This is a genomic window from Altererythrobacter sp. KTW20L (genome assembly GCF_023501975.1).
Taxonomy (GTDB): Bacteria; Pseudomonadota; Alphaproteobacteria; order Sphingomonadales; family Sphingomonadaceae; genus Alteraurantiacibacter.
Genome location: NZ_JAMFLH010000004.1, coordinates 236,368 through 253,774 on the forward strand (window position 1 = coordinate 236,368; position 17,407 = coordinate 253,774).

The 17,407-nt window shown below is 65.5% G+C and carries 24 protein-coding genes; 17 read left to right on the top strand and 7 right to left on the bottom strand.

The features are described from left to right. Positions 1 to 12: 12 nt before the first annotated feature. On the bottom strand, positions 13 to 852 hold the full coding sequence (gene dapD, locus M3P36_RS05620) for a 2,3,4,5-tetrahydropyridine-2,6-dicarboxylate N-succinyltransferase (protein ID WP_249702266.1): 840 nt from the start codon (positions 850 to 852) through the stop codon (positions 13 to 15). A 124-nt stretch (positions 853 to 976) separates the two neighbouring features. On the opposite strand from dapD, the gene M3P36_RS05625 reads away from it, so the two are divergent. Next, entirely contained in the window at positions 977 to 3,343 is a 2,367-nt protein-coding gene (locus M3P36_RS05625; RefSeq protein ID WP_249702267.1) for a S8 family peptidase, read from the top strand. Between the two features lie 10 nt (positions 3,344 to 3,353). On the opposite strand, the gene gmk is transcribed toward M3P36_RS05625, so the two are convergent. Genes gmk through M3P36_RS05640 form a run of 3 tightly spaced genes read right to left on the bottom strand, consistent with a single transcriptional unit; the run spans position 3,354 to position 4,947 of the window. Further along, on the bottom strand, positions 3,354 to 3,989 hold the full coding sequence (gene gmk, locus M3P36_RS05630) for a guanylate kinase (RefSeq protein ID WP_249702268.1): 636 nt from the start codon (positions 3,987 to 3,989) through the stop codon (positions 3,354 to 3,356). Positions 3,990 to 4,036: 47 nt separating this feature from the next. Then, positions 4,037 to 4,387 carry a hypothetical protein gene (locus tag M3P36_RS05635; RefSeq protein ID WP_249702269.1) on the bottom strand — a complete coding sequence of 117 codons (351 nt, stop codon included), beginning with the start codon at positions 4,385 to 4,387 and terminating at the stop codon, positions 4,037 to 4,039. A 53-nt stretch (positions 4,388 to 4,440) separates the two neighbouring features. After that, the gene (locus M3P36_RS05640) at positions 4,441 to 4,947 is read right to left on the bottom strand and encodes an SspB family protein (protein ID WP_249702270.1); all 507 of its coding nucleotides are present in this window, start codon (positions 4,945 to 4,947) and stop codon (positions 4,441 to 4,443) included. 106 nt (positions 4,948 to 5,053) lie between these two features. Between M3P36_RS05640 and hisB the strand changes: the two genes are divergently transcribed. The 14 genes from hisB (at position 5,054) to pal (ending at position 13,535) form a co-directional block, all read left to right on the top strand. Further along, a complete protein-coding gene (hisB, locus tag M3P36_RS05645; protein WP_249702271.1) occupies positions 5,054 to 5,647 on the top strand; it encodes an imidazoleglycerol-phosphate dehydratase HisB in 594 nt (197 codons plus the stop codon). Then, positions 5,640 to 6,272 (top strand): imidazole glycerol phosphate synthase subunit HisH, encoded by a 633-nt coding sequence (gene hisH, locus M3P36_RS05650; protein WP_249702272.1) that lies wholly within the window; start codon positions 5,640 to 5,642, stop codon positions 6,270 to 6,272. Before hisB ends, hisH begins: the two co-directional genes overlap by 8 nt. Then, positions 6,269 to 6,997 carry a 1-(5-phosphoribosyl)-5-[(5-phosphoribosylamino)methylideneamino]imidazole-4-carboxamide isomerase gene (gene hisA, locus M3P36_RS05655; RefSeq protein WP_249702273.1) on the top strand — a complete coding sequence of 243 codons (729 nt, stop codon included), beginning with the start codon at positions 6,269 to 6,271 and terminating at the stop codon, positions 6,995 to 6,997. The genes hisH and hisA overlap by 4 nt, the downstream gene beginning before the upstream one ends. A gap of 9 nt (positions 6,998 to 7,006) precedes the next feature. Next, positions 7,007 to 7,240, top strand: a complete 234-nt coding sequence (locus tag M3P36_RS05660) for a hypothetical protein (RefSeq protein WP_249702274.1) — start codon at positions 7,007 to 7,009, stop codon at positions 7,238 to 7,240. Then, positions 7,237 to 7,995 carry an imidazole glycerol phosphate synthase subunit HisF gene (gene hisF, locus M3P36_RS05665; protein ID WP_249702275.1) on the top strand — a complete coding sequence of 253 codons (759 nt, stop codon included), beginning with the start codon at positions 7,237 to 7,239 and terminating at the stop codon, positions 7,993 to 7,995. Before M3P36_RS05660 ends, hisF begins: the two co-directional genes overlap by 4 nt. A gap of 96 nt (positions 7,996 to 8,091) precedes the next feature. Beyond that, the gene (locus tag M3P36_RS05670; RefSeq protein WP_249702276.1) at positions 8,092 to 8,277 is read left to right on the top strand and encodes a PEP-CTERM sorting domain-containing protein; all 186 of its coding nucleotides are present in this window, start codon (positions 8,092 to 8,094) and stop codon (positions 8,275 to 8,277) included. A 40-nt stretch (positions 8,278 to 8,317) separates the two neighbouring features. After that, the gene (locus M3P36_RS05675; protein WP_249702277.1) at positions 8,318 to 8,635 is read left to right on the top strand and encodes a phosphoribosyl-ATP diphosphatase; all 318 of its coding nucleotides are present in this window, start codon (positions 8,318 to 8,320) and stop codon (positions 8,633 to 8,635) included. Further along, a complete protein-coding gene (locus tag M3P36_RS05680) occupies positions 8,635 to 9,012 on the top strand; it encodes a histidine triad nucleotide-binding protein (RefSeq protein ID WP_249702278.1) in 378 nt (125 codons plus the stop codon). The genes M3P36_RS05675 and M3P36_RS05680 overlap by 1 nt, the downstream gene beginning before the upstream one ends. A gap of 51 nt (positions 9,013 to 9,063) precedes the next feature. Beyond that, a complete protein-coding gene (locus M3P36_RS05685; protein ID WP_249702279.1) occupies positions 9,064 to 9,528 on the top strand; it encodes a YbgC/FadM family acyl-CoA thioesterase in 465 nt (154 codons plus the stop codon). A 10-nt stretch (positions 9,529 to 9,538) separates the two neighbouring features. Then, positions 9,539 to 10,243 carry a protein TolQ gene (gene tolQ / locus M3P36_RS05690; protein WP_249702280.1) on the top strand — a complete coding sequence of 235 codons (705 nt, stop codon included), beginning with the start codon at positions 9,539 to 9,541 and terminating at the stop codon, positions 10,241 to 10,243. After that, positions 10,243 to 10,695 (top strand): protein TolR, encoded by a 453-nt coding sequence (tolR, locus tag M3P36_RS05695; RefSeq protein ID WP_249702281.1) that lies wholly within the window; start codon positions 10,243 to 10,245, stop codon positions 10,693 to 10,695. Before tolQ ends, tolR begins: the two co-directional genes overlap by 1 nt. A 13-nt stretch (positions 10,696 to 10,708) precedes the next feature. Further along, complete coding sequence (gene tolA / locus M3P36_RS05700) at positions 10,709 to 11,548, top strand: cell envelope integrity protein TolA (RefSeq protein ID WP_249702282.1); 840 nt, start codon at positions 10,709 to 10,711, stop codon at positions 11,546 to 11,548. Continuing rightward, entirely contained in the window at positions 11,548 to 12,945 is a 1,398-nt protein-coding gene (gene tolB, locus M3P36_RS05705) for a Tol-Pal system beta propeller repeat protein TolB (RefSeq protein WP_249702313.1), read from the top strand. The genes tolA and tolB overlap by 1 nt, the downstream gene beginning before the upstream one ends. A gap of 68 nt (positions 12,946 to 13,013) precedes the next feature. Next, on the top strand, positions 13,014 to 13,535 hold the full coding sequence (gene pal / locus M3P36_RS05710) for a peptidoglycan-associated lipoprotein Pal (protein ID WP_249702283.1): 522 nt from the start codon (positions 13,014 to 13,016) through the stop codon (positions 13,533 to 13,535). On the opposite strand, the gene M3P36_RS05715 is transcribed toward pal, so the two are convergent. After that, positions 13,536 to 13,688, bottom strand: a complete 153-nt coding sequence (locus M3P36_RS05715) for a hypothetical protein (protein WP_249702284.1) — start codon at positions 13,686 to 13,688, stop codon at positions 13,536 to 13,538. It lies immediately after the preceding gene. Positions 13,689 to 13,875: 187 nt separating this feature from the next. Between M3P36_RS05715 and M3P36_RS05720 the strand changes: the two genes are divergently transcribed. Together M3P36_RS05720 and M3P36_RS05725 are read left to right on the top strand one after the other, a co-directional pair. Beyond that, positions 13,876 to 14,409 carry a J domain-containing protein gene (locus tag M3P36_RS05720; RefSeq protein WP_249702285.1) on the top strand — a complete coding sequence of 178 codons (534 nt, stop codon included), beginning with the start codon at positions 13,876 to 13,878 and terminating at the stop codon, positions 14,407 to 14,409. Between the two features lie 82 nt (positions 14,410 to 14,491). After that, positions 14,492 to 15,334, top strand: a complete 843-nt coding sequence (locus M3P36_RS05725; protein ID WP_249702286.1) for a sensor histidine kinase — start codon at positions 14,492 to 14,494, stop codon at positions 15,332 to 15,334. On the opposite strand, the gene M3P36_RS05730 is transcribed toward M3P36_RS05725, so the two are convergent. Together M3P36_RS05730 and infC are read right to left on the bottom strand one after the other, a co-directional pair. Further along, complete coding sequence (locus tag M3P36_RS05730) at positions 15,331 to 16,755, bottom strand: SLC13 family permease (protein WP_249702287.1); 1,425 nt, start codon at positions 16,753 to 16,755, stop codon at positions 15,331 to 15,333. The genes M3P36_RS05725 and M3P36_RS05730 overlap by 4 nt on opposite strands. A 58-nt stretch (positions 16,756 to 16,813) precedes the next feature. Beyond that, the gene (infC, locus tag M3P36_RS05735) at positions 16,814 to 17,335 is read right to left on the bottom strand and encodes a translation initiation factor IF-3 (RefSeq protein ID WP_249702288.1); all 522 of its coding nucleotides are present in this window, start codon (positions 17,333 to 17,335) and stop codon (positions 16,814 to 16,816) included. Between the last annotated feature and the right edge of the window lie 72 nt (positions 17,336 to 17,407).

Below are 17,407 nucleotides of genomic sequence, written 5' to 3' on the forward strand. Positions count from 1 at the left end.
GGGGAACGCCGATCAGTCGCGCAGCAGCTCGTTGATGCCGGTCTTCGAGCGGGTCTGGGCGTCCACGGTCTTGACGATCACTGCGCAGTAGAGGCTGGGTCCGGGCGAGCCATCGGGCAGGGGCTTGCCGGGCATCGAGCCGGGCACGACCACGGCATAGGGCGGCACGCGGCCATAGTGGACCTCGCCCGTGGCGCGATCGACGATCTTGGTCGAAGCGCCGATGTACACGCCCATGGACAGGACTGCGCCTTCGCAGACCCGCACGCCTTCCACCACTTCGCTGCGCGCGCCGATGAAGCAGCCGTCCTCGATCACCACAGGACCGGCCTGAAGGGGTTCGAGCACGCCGCCGATGCCGACCCCGCCCGACAGGTGGACGTTTTTGCCGATCTGCGCGCAGGAGCCGACCGTGGCCCAAGTATCGACCATCGAACCATCGCCGACATTGGCGCCGATGTTGATGAAGCTGGGCATCACCACCACGCCGCGCCCAATGTGCGAACCACGCCGCACCACCGCGCCGGGCACGATGCGGAAACCCGCCTCGCGAAAGCGGTTCTCGCCCCAGCCGGCAAATTTGCTCGGCACCTTGTCGAATGCCGGAGCGCCAGCCGATCCGCCATCGACCACCTCGTTATCGTTCAACCGGAATGACAGCAGGACGGCCTTTTTCAACCACTGGTTGACCTGCCAGCCGCCCGAGCCATCGGGTTCGGCGACCCGCGCCTTGCCACTGTCGAGCAGTTCGAGCGCAGCTTCCACTACCTCGCGCACGTCAGTGCTGGCGGGTGTCACGCTGTCGCGTGCATCCCACGCCTGTTCGATGGCCTGTTCAAGATCGCCGCTCATGGTCTTTATTCCCCGTATTCATGGTCGGTGCAGGCGCTAGCTTGCACGGGCGGCCCACGCAACCGCGCGAATGGACACGGGCGCGAAAATGCGGCCATGTACGGAACCGGCAAGGAGGCATTGCATGAACATCTCACTTGTCTCCGGACTTGGGCGCCGCGCCCTGTTGCTGGCAGCTTGCGCAATGCTGGCATCCTGCGGTGGCAGCGGGCCTTCGACAGGTCTGCCGCCGCCGCCGCCCGCCCCAACGCCTACCCCTGCTCCGACACCTCCTCCAACGCCCACGCCGACACCCACGCCCACACCGACGGCCTTTCCCGAGGCCGCAGTTCCATCCACCTTCAACACAGCCGAATTCCGCAATTCCGACGGGCCTCGCCAGCACAATGCCCATGCCGCCTGGGCGGCGGGGCATACCGGGGAGGGCGTGACCATTGCGGTAATCGACACCGGAATCGACAGCGACAGCCCCGAATTCGCCGGACGGCTGGCGGCGTCCTCGATCGACCTTTATGCCTCGCGCAATGCGCTCGACGGGCCGGATGACCATGGCACGCTGGTGGCGATGGTGGCCGGTGCCGCACGCGACAGCACCGGAGTGCTCGGCATGGCCTGGGGCGCCAGCCTGATGGCCATCCGCGCCGACGAGCCGGGCTCCTGCGCCGCCGAAAGCGCCGGTTCGGCTGAAGACTGCTCATTCCTAGACGACGATATCGCCCGCGGGGTGGACCATGCCGTGGCCAATGGCGCACGGGTCATCAACATCTCGCTGGGTGGCGAGGGCGGAGCCAATGCCACTTTGCAGCAGGCCGTGCGCAATGCGGCCGATGCAGGCGTCCTGGTGGTGGTTGCAGCCGGGAATGACGGGGCGCCCGCGCTCGACGATTTCGGTCGCCAGATGATCGCTGCAGGCAACGGCGCGGTGGTCATGGTTGGCGCGGTCGATGAGCAATACCGGATGGCCGACTTTTCCAATCGCGCGGGCAATGACGGAGAGTTCTACCTCGCCGCGCGGGGCGAAGCGATCTGTTGCGTCTATGAGGATGGCGAGCTTTTCGTTGATGACGAGGGCTTTGCCTTTGTCGTTTCCGGCACCAGCTTTGCCGCACCCCAAGTGGCGGGCGCTGCGGCGCTGCTGGCACAGGCCTTTCCCAACCTTACCGGACGGCAGCTCGCTGATATCCTGCTGCGCAGCGCCTTCGATGCCGGGGCCAGCGGCACCGATAACGTGTTTGGGCGGGGAGTGCTGGATGTAAATGCGGCCCTCCAGCCCATCGGCGCGACATCGCTGGCGGGTGGCACCGGGGCTTTTTCGCTGAGCGAGGCGAGCGGCACCCTGTCGCCTGCCATGGGCGATGCCCTGGCCGGCAACGGCCTGACCACAGTGATCCTCGATGAATATGCCCGCGCTTTCGATGCCACGCTGGCGGGATCGTTCCGCAGCGCCAATCAGCGCAGTCTGCTGCATGGCGCGCTGGCGGGGCAGCACAGGCAGATGGGCGGCAGCAACGGACAGGCGTCGGTCGCCTTCACCGTGGATGGCAGCGGGCGGCCCGAAGCCCTGCGGCTGACCTCGGGTGAGGCGGAGAAGGCGCGGGTGCTGGCCGCGCGGGTTACCATGCAGCTTTCGCCGCAGGTGCAGTTCGGCTTTGCCTATGCGCAAGGGGCGGACGGGCTGGTGGCGCAGTTGCAGGGGCAGGATCGGCCCGCCTTCATGATCGCCGGGTCATCGGCAGGGGATACCGGGCTGGTAGAGCGCAGCGATGCCGCCTTTGCCCTGCGCCATCGGCTGGGCGCCTGGGGACTGACGGTCAGTGCGGCCAGTGGTGAGGCCTGGTCGGCAGCCGCCGACCGCAGCCTTGCAGCCCTGCGCGGGCAAGTACGGCGCGAGGGCGTGACTACCGCCGAGCTGGCGCTGGACCGAAGCTTTGGTGATTTCCAGACCGCGCTGGGCGTGAGCTGGTTGGGCGAGGAGGCGAGCCTGCTGGGCGCTTTCTTCCAGCCCGGACTGGGACTGGCGGGGGCCGACAGCCTGTTCGTCGATGCCTCGGCCCGATGGGCTCCGGACCCGCGCTGGCGGTTCCGCTTGAGTTACCGGCAGGGGCACACGGTTGCCCGGCAAAGCACAATCGTGGCGGCCGGATCCAGCCTGTCCTCGCGCGCATTTGCCTTCGATGTCGAGCGTCGCGGGATTTTTCATGGTCACGATGCGCTCGCCCTGCGGGTGTCCCAGCCCTTGCGGGTGGAGGGCGGATCGCTCGGCCTGTCGCTGCCTACGGGATGGGATTACGCCACCCTCAGCGCTTCGCGCGGGCTGCAATGGCTGTCTCTGGCGCCTTCGGGGCGGGAACTCGATGCGGAACTGGCGTGGCGCGGGGCCCTGTGGGGCGGACAGGCGGCGACAAGCGCTTACTGGCGGCGGGATCCTGGCCATATTGCGGACATGCCCGACGACAAGGGCCTGGCCCTGCGCTGGAGCCGCAGCTTCTAGGCCATCAGGCCTAGACCATCAGGTGGCGCACGAAATCGACGAGGCCGGTCTGGCGCGCGCGCTTCATCCGTTCGGCTTCCAGGATCGTGCGGACCTTGGTGAAGCAATCTTCGATATTGTCGTTGACCACGACATAGTCATAGCCGTCCCAGTGGCTGATCTCGTCCTTGGCGCGGGCCATGCGCCCGGCGACGACTTCGGCGCTGTCGGTTCCGCGCGAGCTCAGCCGGTGTTCCAGCTCGGCCAAGCTGGGCGGCAAAAGGAACACGCGGACCACGTCTGTCTCGGCCCGCTGGTAGAGTTGCTGGGTGCCCTGCCAGTCGATATCGAACAGGAAATCGCGGCCTTCCTTCAGGCCAGCCTTGATCTGTGCCTTGGGCGTTCCGTAACAATTGCCGAACACCCGCGCCCATTCAAGGAACTCGCCATCTTCCACCATGCGGTCGAATTCGGCCTGGTCGGTGAAGATGTAGTCCTTGCCCGCCACTTCTCCCGGCCGCATCGGTCGCGTGGTGACCGAGACCGACATGCCGATGCCCGGCACTTGCTCCAAGAGCTTGCGGGCAATCGTGGTCTTGCCCGCGCCTGATGGCGACGATAGGATGAACATCAGCCCGCGGCGGGGGAGGTGGGCGGAATCGGCCATGCCCGCTCCTGCACAGCAGCGGGCCATTTTTCAAGTGCGGCGCAAGATCAATCCTCGGACATCTCGAGCAGTTCGGCATCGCCTTCGCGCGTGGCCTGGTGGCGTGACTTGCCGCGTTCGTACAGCAGCTTGGCGGCAATTCCCGTGCCCACCAGCATGGCACCGGGTATCGAGTTCGTTGCCAGCCGGGCCACTGCGACCGAGACCAGCGTCCGGCCAAGCGAGCGGTTGTGCACGATCTCGCGCGCCGTGTCCTTGCCATAGCGCTGCTTGAGAAAGCCACGCTGGACAACGCGCCGCAGCAGGTAGGAACCTGTCCGCATAACGATATCGGCCAGCAGCAGGTTGGTGGCAGGATTGTCGGTAACCCCGGGGACTTCGGCTGCGGGTCGGCTCACGCCTTTCCCTGTATTCTTGCCTGTGCGTCGCGCCATCGGTTGGGTCCCTTGAACTACTTCTTCCTTCCGAAATCCACGGAAACGACATTCGATCCATCATCCGCCTTTACAACCGGACCGCCATCGCCGCCGCCATTGGGGCCGTCGTTTTCCGGATCATCGTGGTCGGTCGGTTCGACATCGGTCGTGGCGGCCTGGAACTGCAGACCGAAGTCGACCGCCGGATCGACGAAGGCAGTGATCGCGGCAAAGGGAATGATCAGCTCCGCCGGACGCTGGTTGAATGACAGGCCGACCGAAAAGCCGGTATCGCCTACCTTCAGGCCCCAGAACTTGTTCTGCAGAACGATCGTCATCTCGTCGGGGAAACGCTCGCGCAGGTCGGTGCGCAGTTGCACACCCGGCGCAGTCGTCTTGAAGGTGATGTAGAAGTGGTGCGCGCCGGGCAGCATGCCGCCCGAAGCTTCCACTTCGCCCAGCACGCGACCGACCACGGCACGCAGGGCTTCCTGCACGATCTCGTCGTAAGGGATCAGGCTGTCGAGATTATCCTGGCTCATATCGCAAGCTAGGTGACTATCGCGGGGCCGTTGGTCAAGGCGCAAAGCGACGGTCATCCACTGCGAGTCTCTTGCATGGGCGGCGCCGCGTCTTATAGGCAGGGCCATGAGAACCGGCAGGACAGAGCGCAAGACAGCCGAAACCGATATCCTTGTCGAAGTGAACCTCGACGGGACGGGCACCTATGACGTGTCCACCGGGATCGGCTTCCTGGATCACATGATCGAGCAATTCAGCCGACACTCGCTGATCGACGTGACGCTGAAAGTGCGGGGCGACCTGCATGTGGACCAGCACCACACCACCGAAGACAGCGGCATCGCGCTCGGCCAGGCCTTGGCGCAGGCGATCGGCGACAAGGCCGGGATCGGCCGCTATGGCGAGGCGCATTCGCCGATGGACGAGACGCTGGCCCGCGTGGTGCTGGACATCTCGGGCCGCCCATACCTCGTATGGAAGTGCCGCTTCACCCAGGAAAAGCTGGGCGAGTGGGACACCGAACTGATCGAGCACTGGTTCCATTCGGTGGCCCAGGCTGCGGGCCTGACGCTGCACTGCCAGCTGCTCTACGGCCAGAACAACCACCACATCTGCGAAGCCATGTACAAGGGACTTGCCCGCGCCATGCGCCAGGCGGTGGAACTGGACGCGCGCAAGGGCGGGGCCGTGCCCAGTACCAAGGGGCAGCTTGGTGGCTGAAGCGATCGCTTTGATCGACTACGGCGCGGGCAATCTTCACTCGGTTCACAATGCGCTGATGGCGGCAGGTGCGGAGCGGATTGCCGTGACCGCCGATCCCGAGCTGGTACTCGGCGCCCACCGGATCGTGCTGCCGGGGGTCGGCGCCTTCGGGGCCTGCGCGGCGGGGCTGTTCGGCATTCCAGGCATGGCCGAGGCGCTGGAGCAGCGGGTGATGCGCGATGGCGTGCCGTTCCTCGGCATCTGCGTGGGCATGCAACTGATGGCCACCCGCGGGCTGGAGCATGGCGAGACTGCCGGCCTTGGCTGGATCGCGGGCGATGTGAAGCTGGTCGAGCGGACCGATCCCGCCATCAAGATCCCCCACATGGGCTGGAACGATGTTGCTCCCACTCCGCACCACGATGGTGCCGAATTGATCGAGCCGGGTGAGGCCTATTTCCTCCACTCCTACCACTTCGCTGCCGAAAATGGCCGCGACATTGCCGCGATGACCGATCACGGCGGCGGGCTGGTGGCGGCAGTGGCGCGCGACAACCTGCTGGGCGTGCAGTTCCACCCGGAAAAGAGCCAGAAGTATGGCCTGGATCTGCTCGCCCGCTTCCTTGAGTGGAACCCCCAATGATCGTTTTTCCCGCTATTGACCTGAAGGCCGGGCAGGTCGTGCGCCTGTCCGAAGGCGATATGGACCGCGCCACTGTCTATGGCGACAATCCCGCAGCCCAGGCGTTGCTGTTTGCCGAGGCCGGCGCGCAGCACCTCCACGTGGTCGATCTCGACGGCAGCTTTGCCGGTCGGGCCGAGAACCGCGAGGCGGTGGAAGCCATTGTCGCCGCATTCCCCGGCTATGTGCAGCTTGGCGGCGGCATCCGCACGCGCGCGGCGGTGGAAGGCTGGTTCGAGCTGGGCGTCGCGCGTGTGGTGATGGGCAGCGCCGCGCTGAAGGACCCCGAATTCGTCAAGGACATGGCGAAGGAATTCCCCGGCGGCATCGTCGTGGCAGTGGATGCCAGGGACGGCATGGTCGCGACCGAGGGCTGGGCCGAGGTATCCGATGTCGAAGTGGTCGATCTCGCCCGCCGGTTCGAGGATGCGGGCGTTGCCAGCCTGCTGTTCACCGACATCGGCCGCGACGGCCTGTTGAAGGGCGTGAATATCGAGGCGACCGTGGACCTGGCGCGCCGGGTGGACATTCCGGTGATCGCCAGCGGCGGCGTGAAGGGGCTGGACGATATCCGCATGCTGGCGCTGCACGCGGTGGACGGGATCGAAGGTGTAATCACGGGCCGCGCGATCTACGAAGGCAAGCTGGACCTGGCGACGGCGATTGCCATAGCCGGGCGCGGGTAGGGGACGGTCATGAGCGAAATCATCGCCGCGCTGATCGCGGGAATGGCCTGCCTCTATTCGCTGGCCTATGTCGGGCAGGCGCTGAGAAGCGGGGCGGCGCACTTTTCCGGACGGCAGGTGATGCGCACCGGCAAACCTGCGGCATATTGGGGGCTGGTGGCATTCTTTGCCCTGGTCGTGGTGCTTTCGGCCATCGTCTTCTACAATCTCATGGGCAACATCGGCGGGAACTCGACAAGATGACCGTCCGCATCCGCGTCATACCCTGCTTGGACGTGCGCGACGGGCGCGTGGTCAAGGGCGTGAATTTCGTCGACCTGAAGGACGCCGGTGATCCGGTGGAGCAGGCGCAAGCCTATGACGCGGCTGGGGCGGACGAATTGTGCTTCCTCGACATTTCCGCCAGCCATGAAGGGCGCGGCACCCTGCTCGATATCGTGCGGCGCACGGCGGAAGTGTGCTTCATGCCGCTGACCGTTGGAGGCGGGGTCCGCACGGTGGAGGATGCCCGCGCACTGCTGCTGGCTGGTGCAGACAAGGTGGCGGTCAATTCCGCTGCGGTCAGCCGCCCCGAAGTGGTGGACGACATCGCGCAGAAAATGGGCAGCCAGTGCGTGGTCGCCAGCGTGGATGCGCGCTGGGTGCATGACCACTGGGAAATCTTCACCCATGGCGGCCGCCGCGAAACCGGGATCGATGCGGTGGAACACGCCATCCGTCTCGCCGAACTGGGTGCGGGCGAACTGCTCGTCACCTCTATGGACGGAGATGGCACGCAGAAGGGCTATGACCTGAAGCTCACCCGCACCATTGCCGATGCCGTCAGCGTGCCGGTGGTGGCGAGCGGCGGGGTGGGCAACCTGCAACACCTGGTCGACGGCGTGACCGAGGGCCATGCCAGCGCGGTGCTGGCCGCCAGCATTTTCCACTTCGGCACCCACACCATCGCCGAGGCCCATGCCGCCCTGCGCGCTGCCGGACTTCCTGCACGATCCTGATCGCCCTCTTAGGGATATTTATCCAAGCAGTCCCACGACGGGACGTTAAGACTTGGCCGATTGCGGGAATCGCCGCGCGATGGCCAAGCACAATGCATGATCGCCCGCATCCTTTTGATCCTCTCGCTCAGCCTGGTGTTGTTCGCGGCGCCGGCCAGCGCCGCCTCCGCGAGCGCGCAGGTGCCCGAGGGTAACAGCCTGACGCTGTTCGCGCTGGGCCTGGCGGGCCTGTTCCTTGGTCGCCGCTTTTCCATGCGCAAGAAGGACGATCCGCAGGATTGAGCCGCTTGACCTTGCGGCGCGGGGGAAGCATCCCCTGCCGATGGATATTCTCGACCAGCTGGAACAGGTGATCGCCGAACGGCGCACCGCAAGTCCCGACGAAAGCTACGTGGCCAAGCTCCACGCCCGCGGCTTGCCGCTCATCGCTCGCAAGCTGGGCGAGGAAGGGGTGGAGGCTGCTGTCGCCCTGCTCTCAGGCAGTGATGAGGAGCTGGTGGGCGAGGCAGCGGACATCGTGTTCCACCTGCTCGTCGCCCTCAACGCCCGCGGCCTGGGCTTGGCCGATGTCCGCGCCGAACTGGCGCGGCGCGAAGGGGTTTCGGGGCTGGACGAGAAAGCGGCGAGGGGGGCAGGCTGATGGCCGTGGACGCAACCTTGCCCTACGATCCCGGCAACATCTTTGCCAAGATCCTGCGCGGCGAGATCCCGTGCAACAGGGTATACGAGGATGAGCATGCGCTCGCCTTCCACGATATCGCCCCGCAGGCGCCGGTCCATGTGCTGGTGATCCCCAAGGGCCAATGGGTAAGCTGGGATGACTTCTCGGCGGGCGCGAGCGAGGCCGAGATTGCCGGGTTCGTGCGCGCTGTTGGCACGGTGGCGCGCCAGCTCGGACTGGTGGAGCCGGGCTATCGGCTGCTGGCCAATGTGGGGGCCAGTGGCGGGCAGGAAGTGCCGCATCTCCATGTCCACCTGTTCGGTGGAAAGCCGCTTGGCCGGATGATCGCCGGATAGGCCGATTGGGGCTTGTCGCACGACTCGTCCCACGTGTAAGGCGGTTCGTCTATGAAAAGCGTGCCAGAACCTGCTTCGGGACTGTTTGATGGTGCGCGCCACCTCTTCCCGCTGCGCGTCTATTACGAGGATACGGACCTCTCCGGCCTAGTCTATCACGCCAACTACCTCAGGTTCTGCGAACGCGCCCGGTCGGACATGTTGCGGGTGCTGGGAATAGACCAGCGGGCCGCGCACGAGGACGGCGCAGGAAACTATGCCGTGGCCGAAGCGAACATGCGCTTTTTCGCGCCCGCGCGGCTCGATGATTCACTTGTCGTTCAAACAGACCTTGCTGAATTGCGGGCCGCCAGCGTCCGGCTGGTGCAGCGTGTGGTCCGAGGGGAGGAACTGCTGGTGGAACTTGCCATCCGTGTGGGCTTTATAGCCCCTAGCGGTCGTCCGCGCCGCCAGCCCGACGCATGGCGCGCCGCGTTCGACCAGTTCTATCGGCCCAATTCCGCTTCATCCCAGTGAAAGAAACTGCATGACTTCGTTCGATATCCTGTCTGCCGCCGGTGCCATTGCCCCCACCAGGCTCGATCCGGTCGAGCTGTTCCTCGATGCCGACTTCGTGGTGCAGCTGGTGATTGTCGGGCTGGTGCTGGCATCGGTCTGGGTGTGGACGATCATCTTTGCCTTCTCCTCCCGCATGGCAAAGACCCGGCGGGCCTGCACTGCATTCGAGCAGGAGTTCTGGCAGCATGACGATCCCGAGGCGCTGATCGCCCGGGCCAAGAGTGAGAATCCTTCGGGCCGGGTGGCGGCCGCAGGGCTGGGCGAATTCCGCCGCTCCACCAAGAAAGGTATCCGCAACGCCACCGCCACCCAGGCGCGGATTGCCCAGGCAATGGATGGACAGGTGGCGGTCGAGGCCGACAAGCTGGCCGAGCGGCTCAACTTCCTTGCCACCACCGGCGCGGTTGCGCCGTTTGTGGGCCTGTTCGGCACGGTCTGGGGCATCATGAACAGCTTTTTCCAGATCGGCCTGCAGAACAATTCCAGCCTCGCCGTGGTGGCGCCGGGCATTTCCGAGGCGCTGTTCGCCACGGCGATCGGCCTTGCCGCAGCCATCCCGGCGGTGATTGCCTACAACCGCTTCTCGTCCAGCGTGGACGCTTTCGAGGCGCGGCTGGCCCGCTTTGCCGACAAGGTCCAGGCCCAGGTCAGCCGCGAGATGGAGGCCGCCTGATGGCGATGGGCCTCAACTCGTCCGGTCGTAAGCGCGGGCGCTCCAGTCGCCGCGCGCCGATGGCCGAGATCAACGTCACGCCCTTTGTGGACGTGATGCTGGTGCTGCTCATCATCTTCATGATCACCGCCCCGATGCTGGCCAGCGGGGTGCCGGTGGACCTGCCCGAAAGCCGCGCCAATCCGATGGAGCAGGACGTGGACCAGGTGACCGTGTCGATCGACGAGTCCGGCTTCATCTATGTTGACGAGACGCTGATCGAGGCGGGCGAATTTCCTGTCGCGCTCGAACAACTGGCCTCGACGCGCTCAACGGCGGAGATGCCGGTGGTGACCCTGCGGGCCGATCGCGGCCTCGATTATGGCCGGGTGATGGCGGTGATGGGCGAGCTCAACCGTTCCGGTTTCAACCAGGTCACGCTGGTCACCAGCGGTTCATCCGAAGCGCCATAGCCCCAGGGAGAGCATGGAAGCCTACGCCAACCTTTCGCGCGAAGAACGCCTCGGCCTGCTGGTAGCGGGTACGGCGCACGTTGCGCTGATGCTGGCCTTCGTGCTGCACGACAAGTCGGTCGAGCCGGTTCCCCGGACTGAGCGGATCACGGTGAGCCTGGCGACCGATGTGAGCCTGCAATCCACCGCGCCCGATCCTTCTGCCGAACCTGCCGCCGCACTCGCGCCGGAGATCGCGCCCATTCCCGAGCCCGAAGTGCTGCAGGCCCCGCCACCGCCGCCCGTACCGCGCCCGGTGCAGACCCAGGCCCCGCGCCCCACGCCAACTCCCACTGCCACACCGACGCGGCGGGCAACGCCTACACCCACGCCGACAGCCACCCAGGCTCCGCGGCCAACGCCAACGCCGACGGCGCGCCCCACTCCCGCTCCAACCGCAACCCCCACCCGCGCCACCGGCAGCCGGGTGAACGAGAACTTCATGCAGGGGATGAGTGACAGCACGGGCGATCGCGGCTCGCCGGGTGAAGTAGCTTCCCCTGCTGTGCGCAGTTCGATCGTTAGCGCAATCAACCGGCAGTTGAAGCCGCACTGGAACCCCCCGTCAGGGGTCGGCGTTGACCAATTGGTGACCGTCGTTGCCTTTCGCCTCAATCGGGACGGCACAGTGGCCGGGACACCGCGAGCACTGCGGACCGACGGGGTCAACGACAACAATCGCGCTCAGGTTGCCCGGCATCAGGAACAGGCGGTTCGCGCCGTAAGACTTGCAGCACCATTCAACCTGCCGGAAACTTATTATTCGATCTGGCAGGATCTGGAATGGAACTTTGACAACAGGTTGGCCCAATGATGAATCATAAGAATCTCTCCATCGTCCTTGTCGGCCTGCTGGCTGCAGTGTCCTCCCCAGCTCTGGCGCAGCAACCCCAATCGCCTGCGGTGACAGTGCCTGAAGCGCTCGGCAGCGAAGGAGCGAGCAGTGGTCCCCTGACTGGCACAGTCACCGCCGACGCGTGGAACGACCTCGGCATTGCCATCGCCAGCTTCGCCACCAACGAGGACGTGCCCACCGCCGCCAATGCCAGCGGCACTGCGGCGCTCGGCCATGAACTGGCGCGCGTGGTCTATAACGACTTGCGCAACAACGGCCTGTTCCGTCCGGTCGGCCCCGATGCCCTGCCGCGGCCAAGCTTTACCCAGATCACCAATCCGGCCTGGCCCACCTGGCGCGGGCGCAGTGCCGAAATGCTGGTGCAGGGCTATGTGCGGCCAAACCCCGACGGCCGCCTGACCGTCGGTTGCTATCTCTATGACGTGGTGCTGGAAGACGAGCTCATCCGCGATGGCTGGGTTGTCGCCCCGGCCGACTGGCGCCGCGCCGCGCACCGCTGCGCCGACATGGTCTATTCGCGCCTGTCGGGCGAAAGCCCGTTCTTCGACAGCCGCATTGCCTATATCGCCGAGACAGGGCCGAAGGAAAACCGCGTCAAGCGCCTCGCCATCATGGACAGCGACGGGGCCAACCACCGCTTCATCACCAATGGCCAGTCCACCGCTCTGACCCCGCGCTATTCACCCGATTACACCCGCATCGCCTATCTGTCCTATGCCGACGGCAATCCGCGCATCTACATCTACGATATCGACAGCGGGCGGCAGCGGCTGGTGGCCGAAACCGGCGGGCCGACCTTTGCTCCGCGCTGGAGCCCGGACGGGCGCTATATCCTCTATTCGATGGCCACGGCCGGCAATACCGACATCTACCGCGTTCCTGCGGCAGGCGGCACGCCGCTGCGCCTCACCACTTCGCCGTCGATCGAGGTCGGTGGATCCTATTCGCCCGATGGCAGCCAGATCGTGTTTGAAAGCGATCAGTCGGGCACCCAGCAGTGCTACATCATGAATGCGGATGGATCGAACCAGCGCCGCATCAGCTTCTTCGGCGGGCGCTGTGCCACGCCCGAATGGAGCCCGCGCGGAGACCAGATCGCCTTCACCCACATCGTGGGCGATTTCCACATCGGGGTGATGGATACCAATGGCCGCAACATGCGCACATTGACCAACGGCTGGCAGGATGAGGCCCCGACCTGGGCCCCCAACGGCCGCATCATCCAGTTCTTCCGCACTGAACGCAATTCCGGCGAAACGTCGATCTGGCAGGTCGACCTGACCGGCCGCAACGAGCGCCGCCTGAATACTCCGGTCGGCGCATCCGACCCGGCGTGGGGGCCAGTCCTGCCCTAATTTTGTTCCCTTTTCCGGTTTATTGCCGGGAATGTTCGTTACGTTTGAATATAACAGAGGAGACTGAGATGAAGAAAAGTGCCCTTATCGGCGTCGCCATTGGCGTTCTGGCGCTGGCGGCCTGTTCCAAGAAGCCGCCGGCTGAATTGCCGCCTGTGCAGCAGACGGGTGCACCAAGCACCTCAACGCCAACACCCACTCCTGCGCAGTCGACAGCGCCTGCCCCAGGTTCGCAGGCGCACTTCGCTGCTGCCATGTCTGGCCGTGACGTGATCTATTTCGATACCGACATGTACAACATCGACAGCGAGGATGCCGCCGCCCTGCGCGCCCAGGCCGAATACCTGCTGCAGCACACCAGCGCCCGCGCCACGGTGGAAGGCCATGCCGACGAACGCGGCACCCGCGAATACAACCTCGCCCTGGGTGAGCGCCGCGCCAATGCGGCCAAGAACTACCTGGTCAGCCTGGGCGTTCCCGATGCCCGCGTGCGCGTGGTCAGCTATGGTGAAGAGCGCCCGGCTGCCACCGGTTCGAATGCGGAGGCATGGGCCCGCAACCGCCGCGCGGTCACGGTGATGATCCAGTGATCAGTCGGCAATAGCCGAATGGATTGAAAAACCGGCGGGCGCGTGGATTTCGGTCTGCGCGCCCGTTGGCATCTGGCCCGACGTTGCCGAAAGCGCGAAAGCGGCCATCGCGAACACGCTGAAAGCGGCGGAAATGGCGAGTTGCTTGCTCATATCGGATATCCGTTGGTTGGACCTGCGATCGGCAGATAGGTCTGCTCCGCCATATTGCAATGCAGCATCGGGTAAGCAATTGTAACCGGGACTTAGGGGCATGTGGAGTTCAGGATGGCATTCGGGAGGTTACATGTTGCGCCTCCCGCGCCTATAACCGCCCGATGCTCAAGGAAAAGACGTACTGATGGCGCGATCGGGTCGATCGATGGATTGGGGTTTCCCGCGTTGGCGCGCCTATGGTGCCGGACGCGAGGCGGTGGAAGTGCGCATCTGCGACCGTCACCTGTGTACCGAAAAGGGCGATTGTCCCGCGCCCAAAAGCCCCAACTCCAAGGACCGCTGGTATTTTTGCCAGAAGCACGCGGCCGAATACAATCGCAACTGGGACTATTTCGAGGGTCTCGACAAGGAAGAAGCCGAGGAACGCGCCCGCACCGAACAGCGCGACAACGCCGGCTACTCCGAAGCCCAGCACTATGGCTGGGGCGGCAGCGGCGATGGCACCCGCAGCCGTGACGAGATGCGCGCGCTGGAAGTGCTCGGCCTTGAAACCGATGCCACGTTCGAGGACGTGAAGAAGGCCTGGCGCGCCCGGGCCAAGGAACTGCACCCCGATGTGCGCCCCGGTGACGAAGCGGCGGTCAAGGCGTTCCAGGCCTGCCAGCTCGCCTATGAAGTGCTCCGCCAGGGCGAGGAGCGGCGCGAGTGGAAGGGCTGAGGGCTTTCCCCTATCCACCAAGTGCAGGACCATTGACCATGATCGGCTAGGGCATCTCCCGGAACTTGGGGAGAATGCCTGAATGTCGGACTATCCGTTGCTGGCCATGGCGCTGTTTGCCGCCGGCATGGTGGCGGCCGGCGTTCCCCTGGGCCTGATGATCCGCCGACTGCGTCGGCATTCGGATGCCATGGCGCAGTTCCTCGCTTCGATGAGCCACGATATCCGCACGCCGATGAACGGCGTTCTCGGCTTTGCCGACCTGTTGCGGCAGCAGGGCCGGTTGACCGCCGCCCAGCGCGCCAGCGTCGATCACATCGCCGAAAGCGGCCAGGCCATGGTGCGCCTGTTGAACGATATCCTCGATTTCTCCCGCGCCGAGGCCGGGCGTCTGGAGCTGGAGCAGGGCGAGGTCGCGCTGTACGACGAGCTGGCCTATTGCACCGCCATGTTCCAGCCGCGTGCGGCGGAGAAGGGCATCGCCATCCGTTGCACCATCGACCCCGATGTGCCGCCGCGCATCATCGGCGATTCACTGCGGCTGCGGCAGGTGTTGCTCAACCTTGTTGGCAATGCGGTGAAGTTTACGGACAGCGGCAGCGTGGCACTCAAAGTGCAGGCGGCGCGCGGTCGGTTCGGCACGCACTTGCTGATCGAAGTGGCGGATACCGGCCGGGGCATCGCGCCTGAAGCGCTGGGGCGGATATTCGAGCGCTACCAGCAGGCGGACAGCAGCGTAGCGCGTGAGCATGGCGGATCGGGGCTGGGGCTCGCCATTTGCCGCCAGCTTATCACCCTGATGGACGGGCGGATCGAGGTTGTCTCGGAGCCGGGCAGCGGGACGACCTTTGCCGTCCACCTGCCGGTGCGGGAGATTGCCGGGGCTGCGCCGGTGAAGAAGCTGCGGCTGGCGACTGCTGCCTAGATCCCCGCAACCAGCCAGCAGACAGACACGATCAGGAACACGCCCGCGATATCGAGCAGCAGACCGGCGCGCACCATGCTCGCCAGCGGCACGCGGCCCGTCGCCCAGGCGATGGCGTTGGGGCCGGTCCCCGCGGGCAGCATGAAGCCCCAGCTCGCCGCCAGCGCGGCAGGCATGGCCAGCAGCATGGGATCGCCGCCCAGCGCAATGGCGAGGCTGGCGACCACGGGCATGATGCCGCTCGCCGTGGCGACATTGCTGGCAAATTCGGTGACGAGGATGACCAGCGCCACCAGCGCCAGGGCCACCACGAACATCGGCACTCCCGCCAGCGGCAGCAGAGCCTGTCCCAGCCAGGTGGCAAGGCCGCTCTTGGTCATGCCCGCCGCCAGCGCCAGCCCGCCGCCGAACATCATGATGACCGCCCAGGGCGCGCGGTCGGCTTCCTTCCAAACCAGCATCCGCCGCCCGGTGCCATCGGGCAGCAGGAACAGCGCGAGACCGGCGATCACGGCGATGGTTCCGTCGGTCAGCGAGCCAGCGGGCAGCAGCGGCACCAGCAGCGGTTGCAGCAGCCAGGCCATGAAGGTAAGCGCCACCAGCGGAACCAGCCGCCGCTCGGGCGCGGTCCAGGCGCTGTGGGTGTCGATCGCGGCGCGGGCTGCGGCAAGGTCGAACGGGTGCTCTCCCACGCGGCAGACCTTGAGCACGATGAAGGCCGCCAGCGGCACGCCAAGGATCACGATGGGCAGGCCGAACAGCGTCCATTCGGCAAAGCTGATACGCAGGCCGATGGTCTGGTCGAGCAGGCCGACGGCAATGGCATTGGTCGGCGATCCGACAATGGTGCCGAGCCCGCCGATGGAGGCGGCAAAGGCGATGCCGATGGGCAGGGCGCCCGAAAGGCCGCTCTTGCATTCGGGGTCCGATAGCCCCCCACCCGCCAGCACGGCGAGCGCCATCGGCATCATGATAAGCGCGGTCGAGGTGTTGGAGATCAGCATCGAGAGCAGCGCCGCGCTCGCCATGAAGGCCAGCAGCAGCCGCCCGCCGCTCCCTTTGGCGGAGCTGCCCGGCCGGTCCACCGTGCGCAGGATGGCCAGCGACAGGCGGCGGTGGAGGCCGGTCCGCTCGATGGCGAGGGCGAGGAAGGCCCCGCCCAGGATCAGGAACAGGATGTCCGAGTAATAGGTCGAGGCGGTTTCCGCCGCAGTCGAAATCCCGGCGAAGGGCAGGATCACGAAGGGGATCAAAGCCGTGGCCGTCAGCGGCACGGCTTCGGTCATCCACCAGGCCGCCATCCACACCACCAGCCCGGCCACGATCCACGCCTCTGCCGGCATGGTGCCGGGCGCGGGGAGGACGAGGGTGGTGGCAAATCCGGCCAGGCCGATCCAGAAGCCGATACGGCTGGCTGTCATGCGAAATTGCCTCCCTCTGCCGCCATCCTAGCGGGCAGCGGCGAGGGGGCAAGAGCGCTTACTTGGGTGAGAGCACCATGACCATCTGGCGGCCTTCGAGGCGCGGGAAGCTTTCCACCTTGGTGGTTTCGCCCATGTCTTCCTGCACCCGCTTGAGCAGGTCCAGGCCGAGGTGCTGGTGGGCCATTTCGCGGCCACGGAAACGCAGCGTGACCTTCACCTTGTCGCCGTTGTCGATGAACTTGTTCATCGCCTTCAACTTCACGTCATAGTCGTGATCGTCGATGTTCGGACGCACCTTGATCTCCTTGATCTCCTGCGTCTTCTGGCTCTTGCGGGCGAGGTTGGCCTTTTTCTGCGCCTCATAGCGGAACTTGCCGACATCGAGGAACTTGCACACCGGCGGGTCCGCGTTGGGCGAGACTTCAACGAGGTTCAGCCCCACAGAGGCCGCCTGCTCGATCGCTTCATTGGTGTACATGACGCCGATATTTTCGCCCGCCTCGTCAATGACGCGAACCTTGTCGGACTGGATGAGCTGGTCGAAACGGGGGCCGGACTTGACCGGCGGCGCCATCATGCGGCGGGGTGGACGTGGTATGGGTATGCTCCTGCAATTGCTGTCGAAGCGCGCTATGTAGGGGGAAAGTGG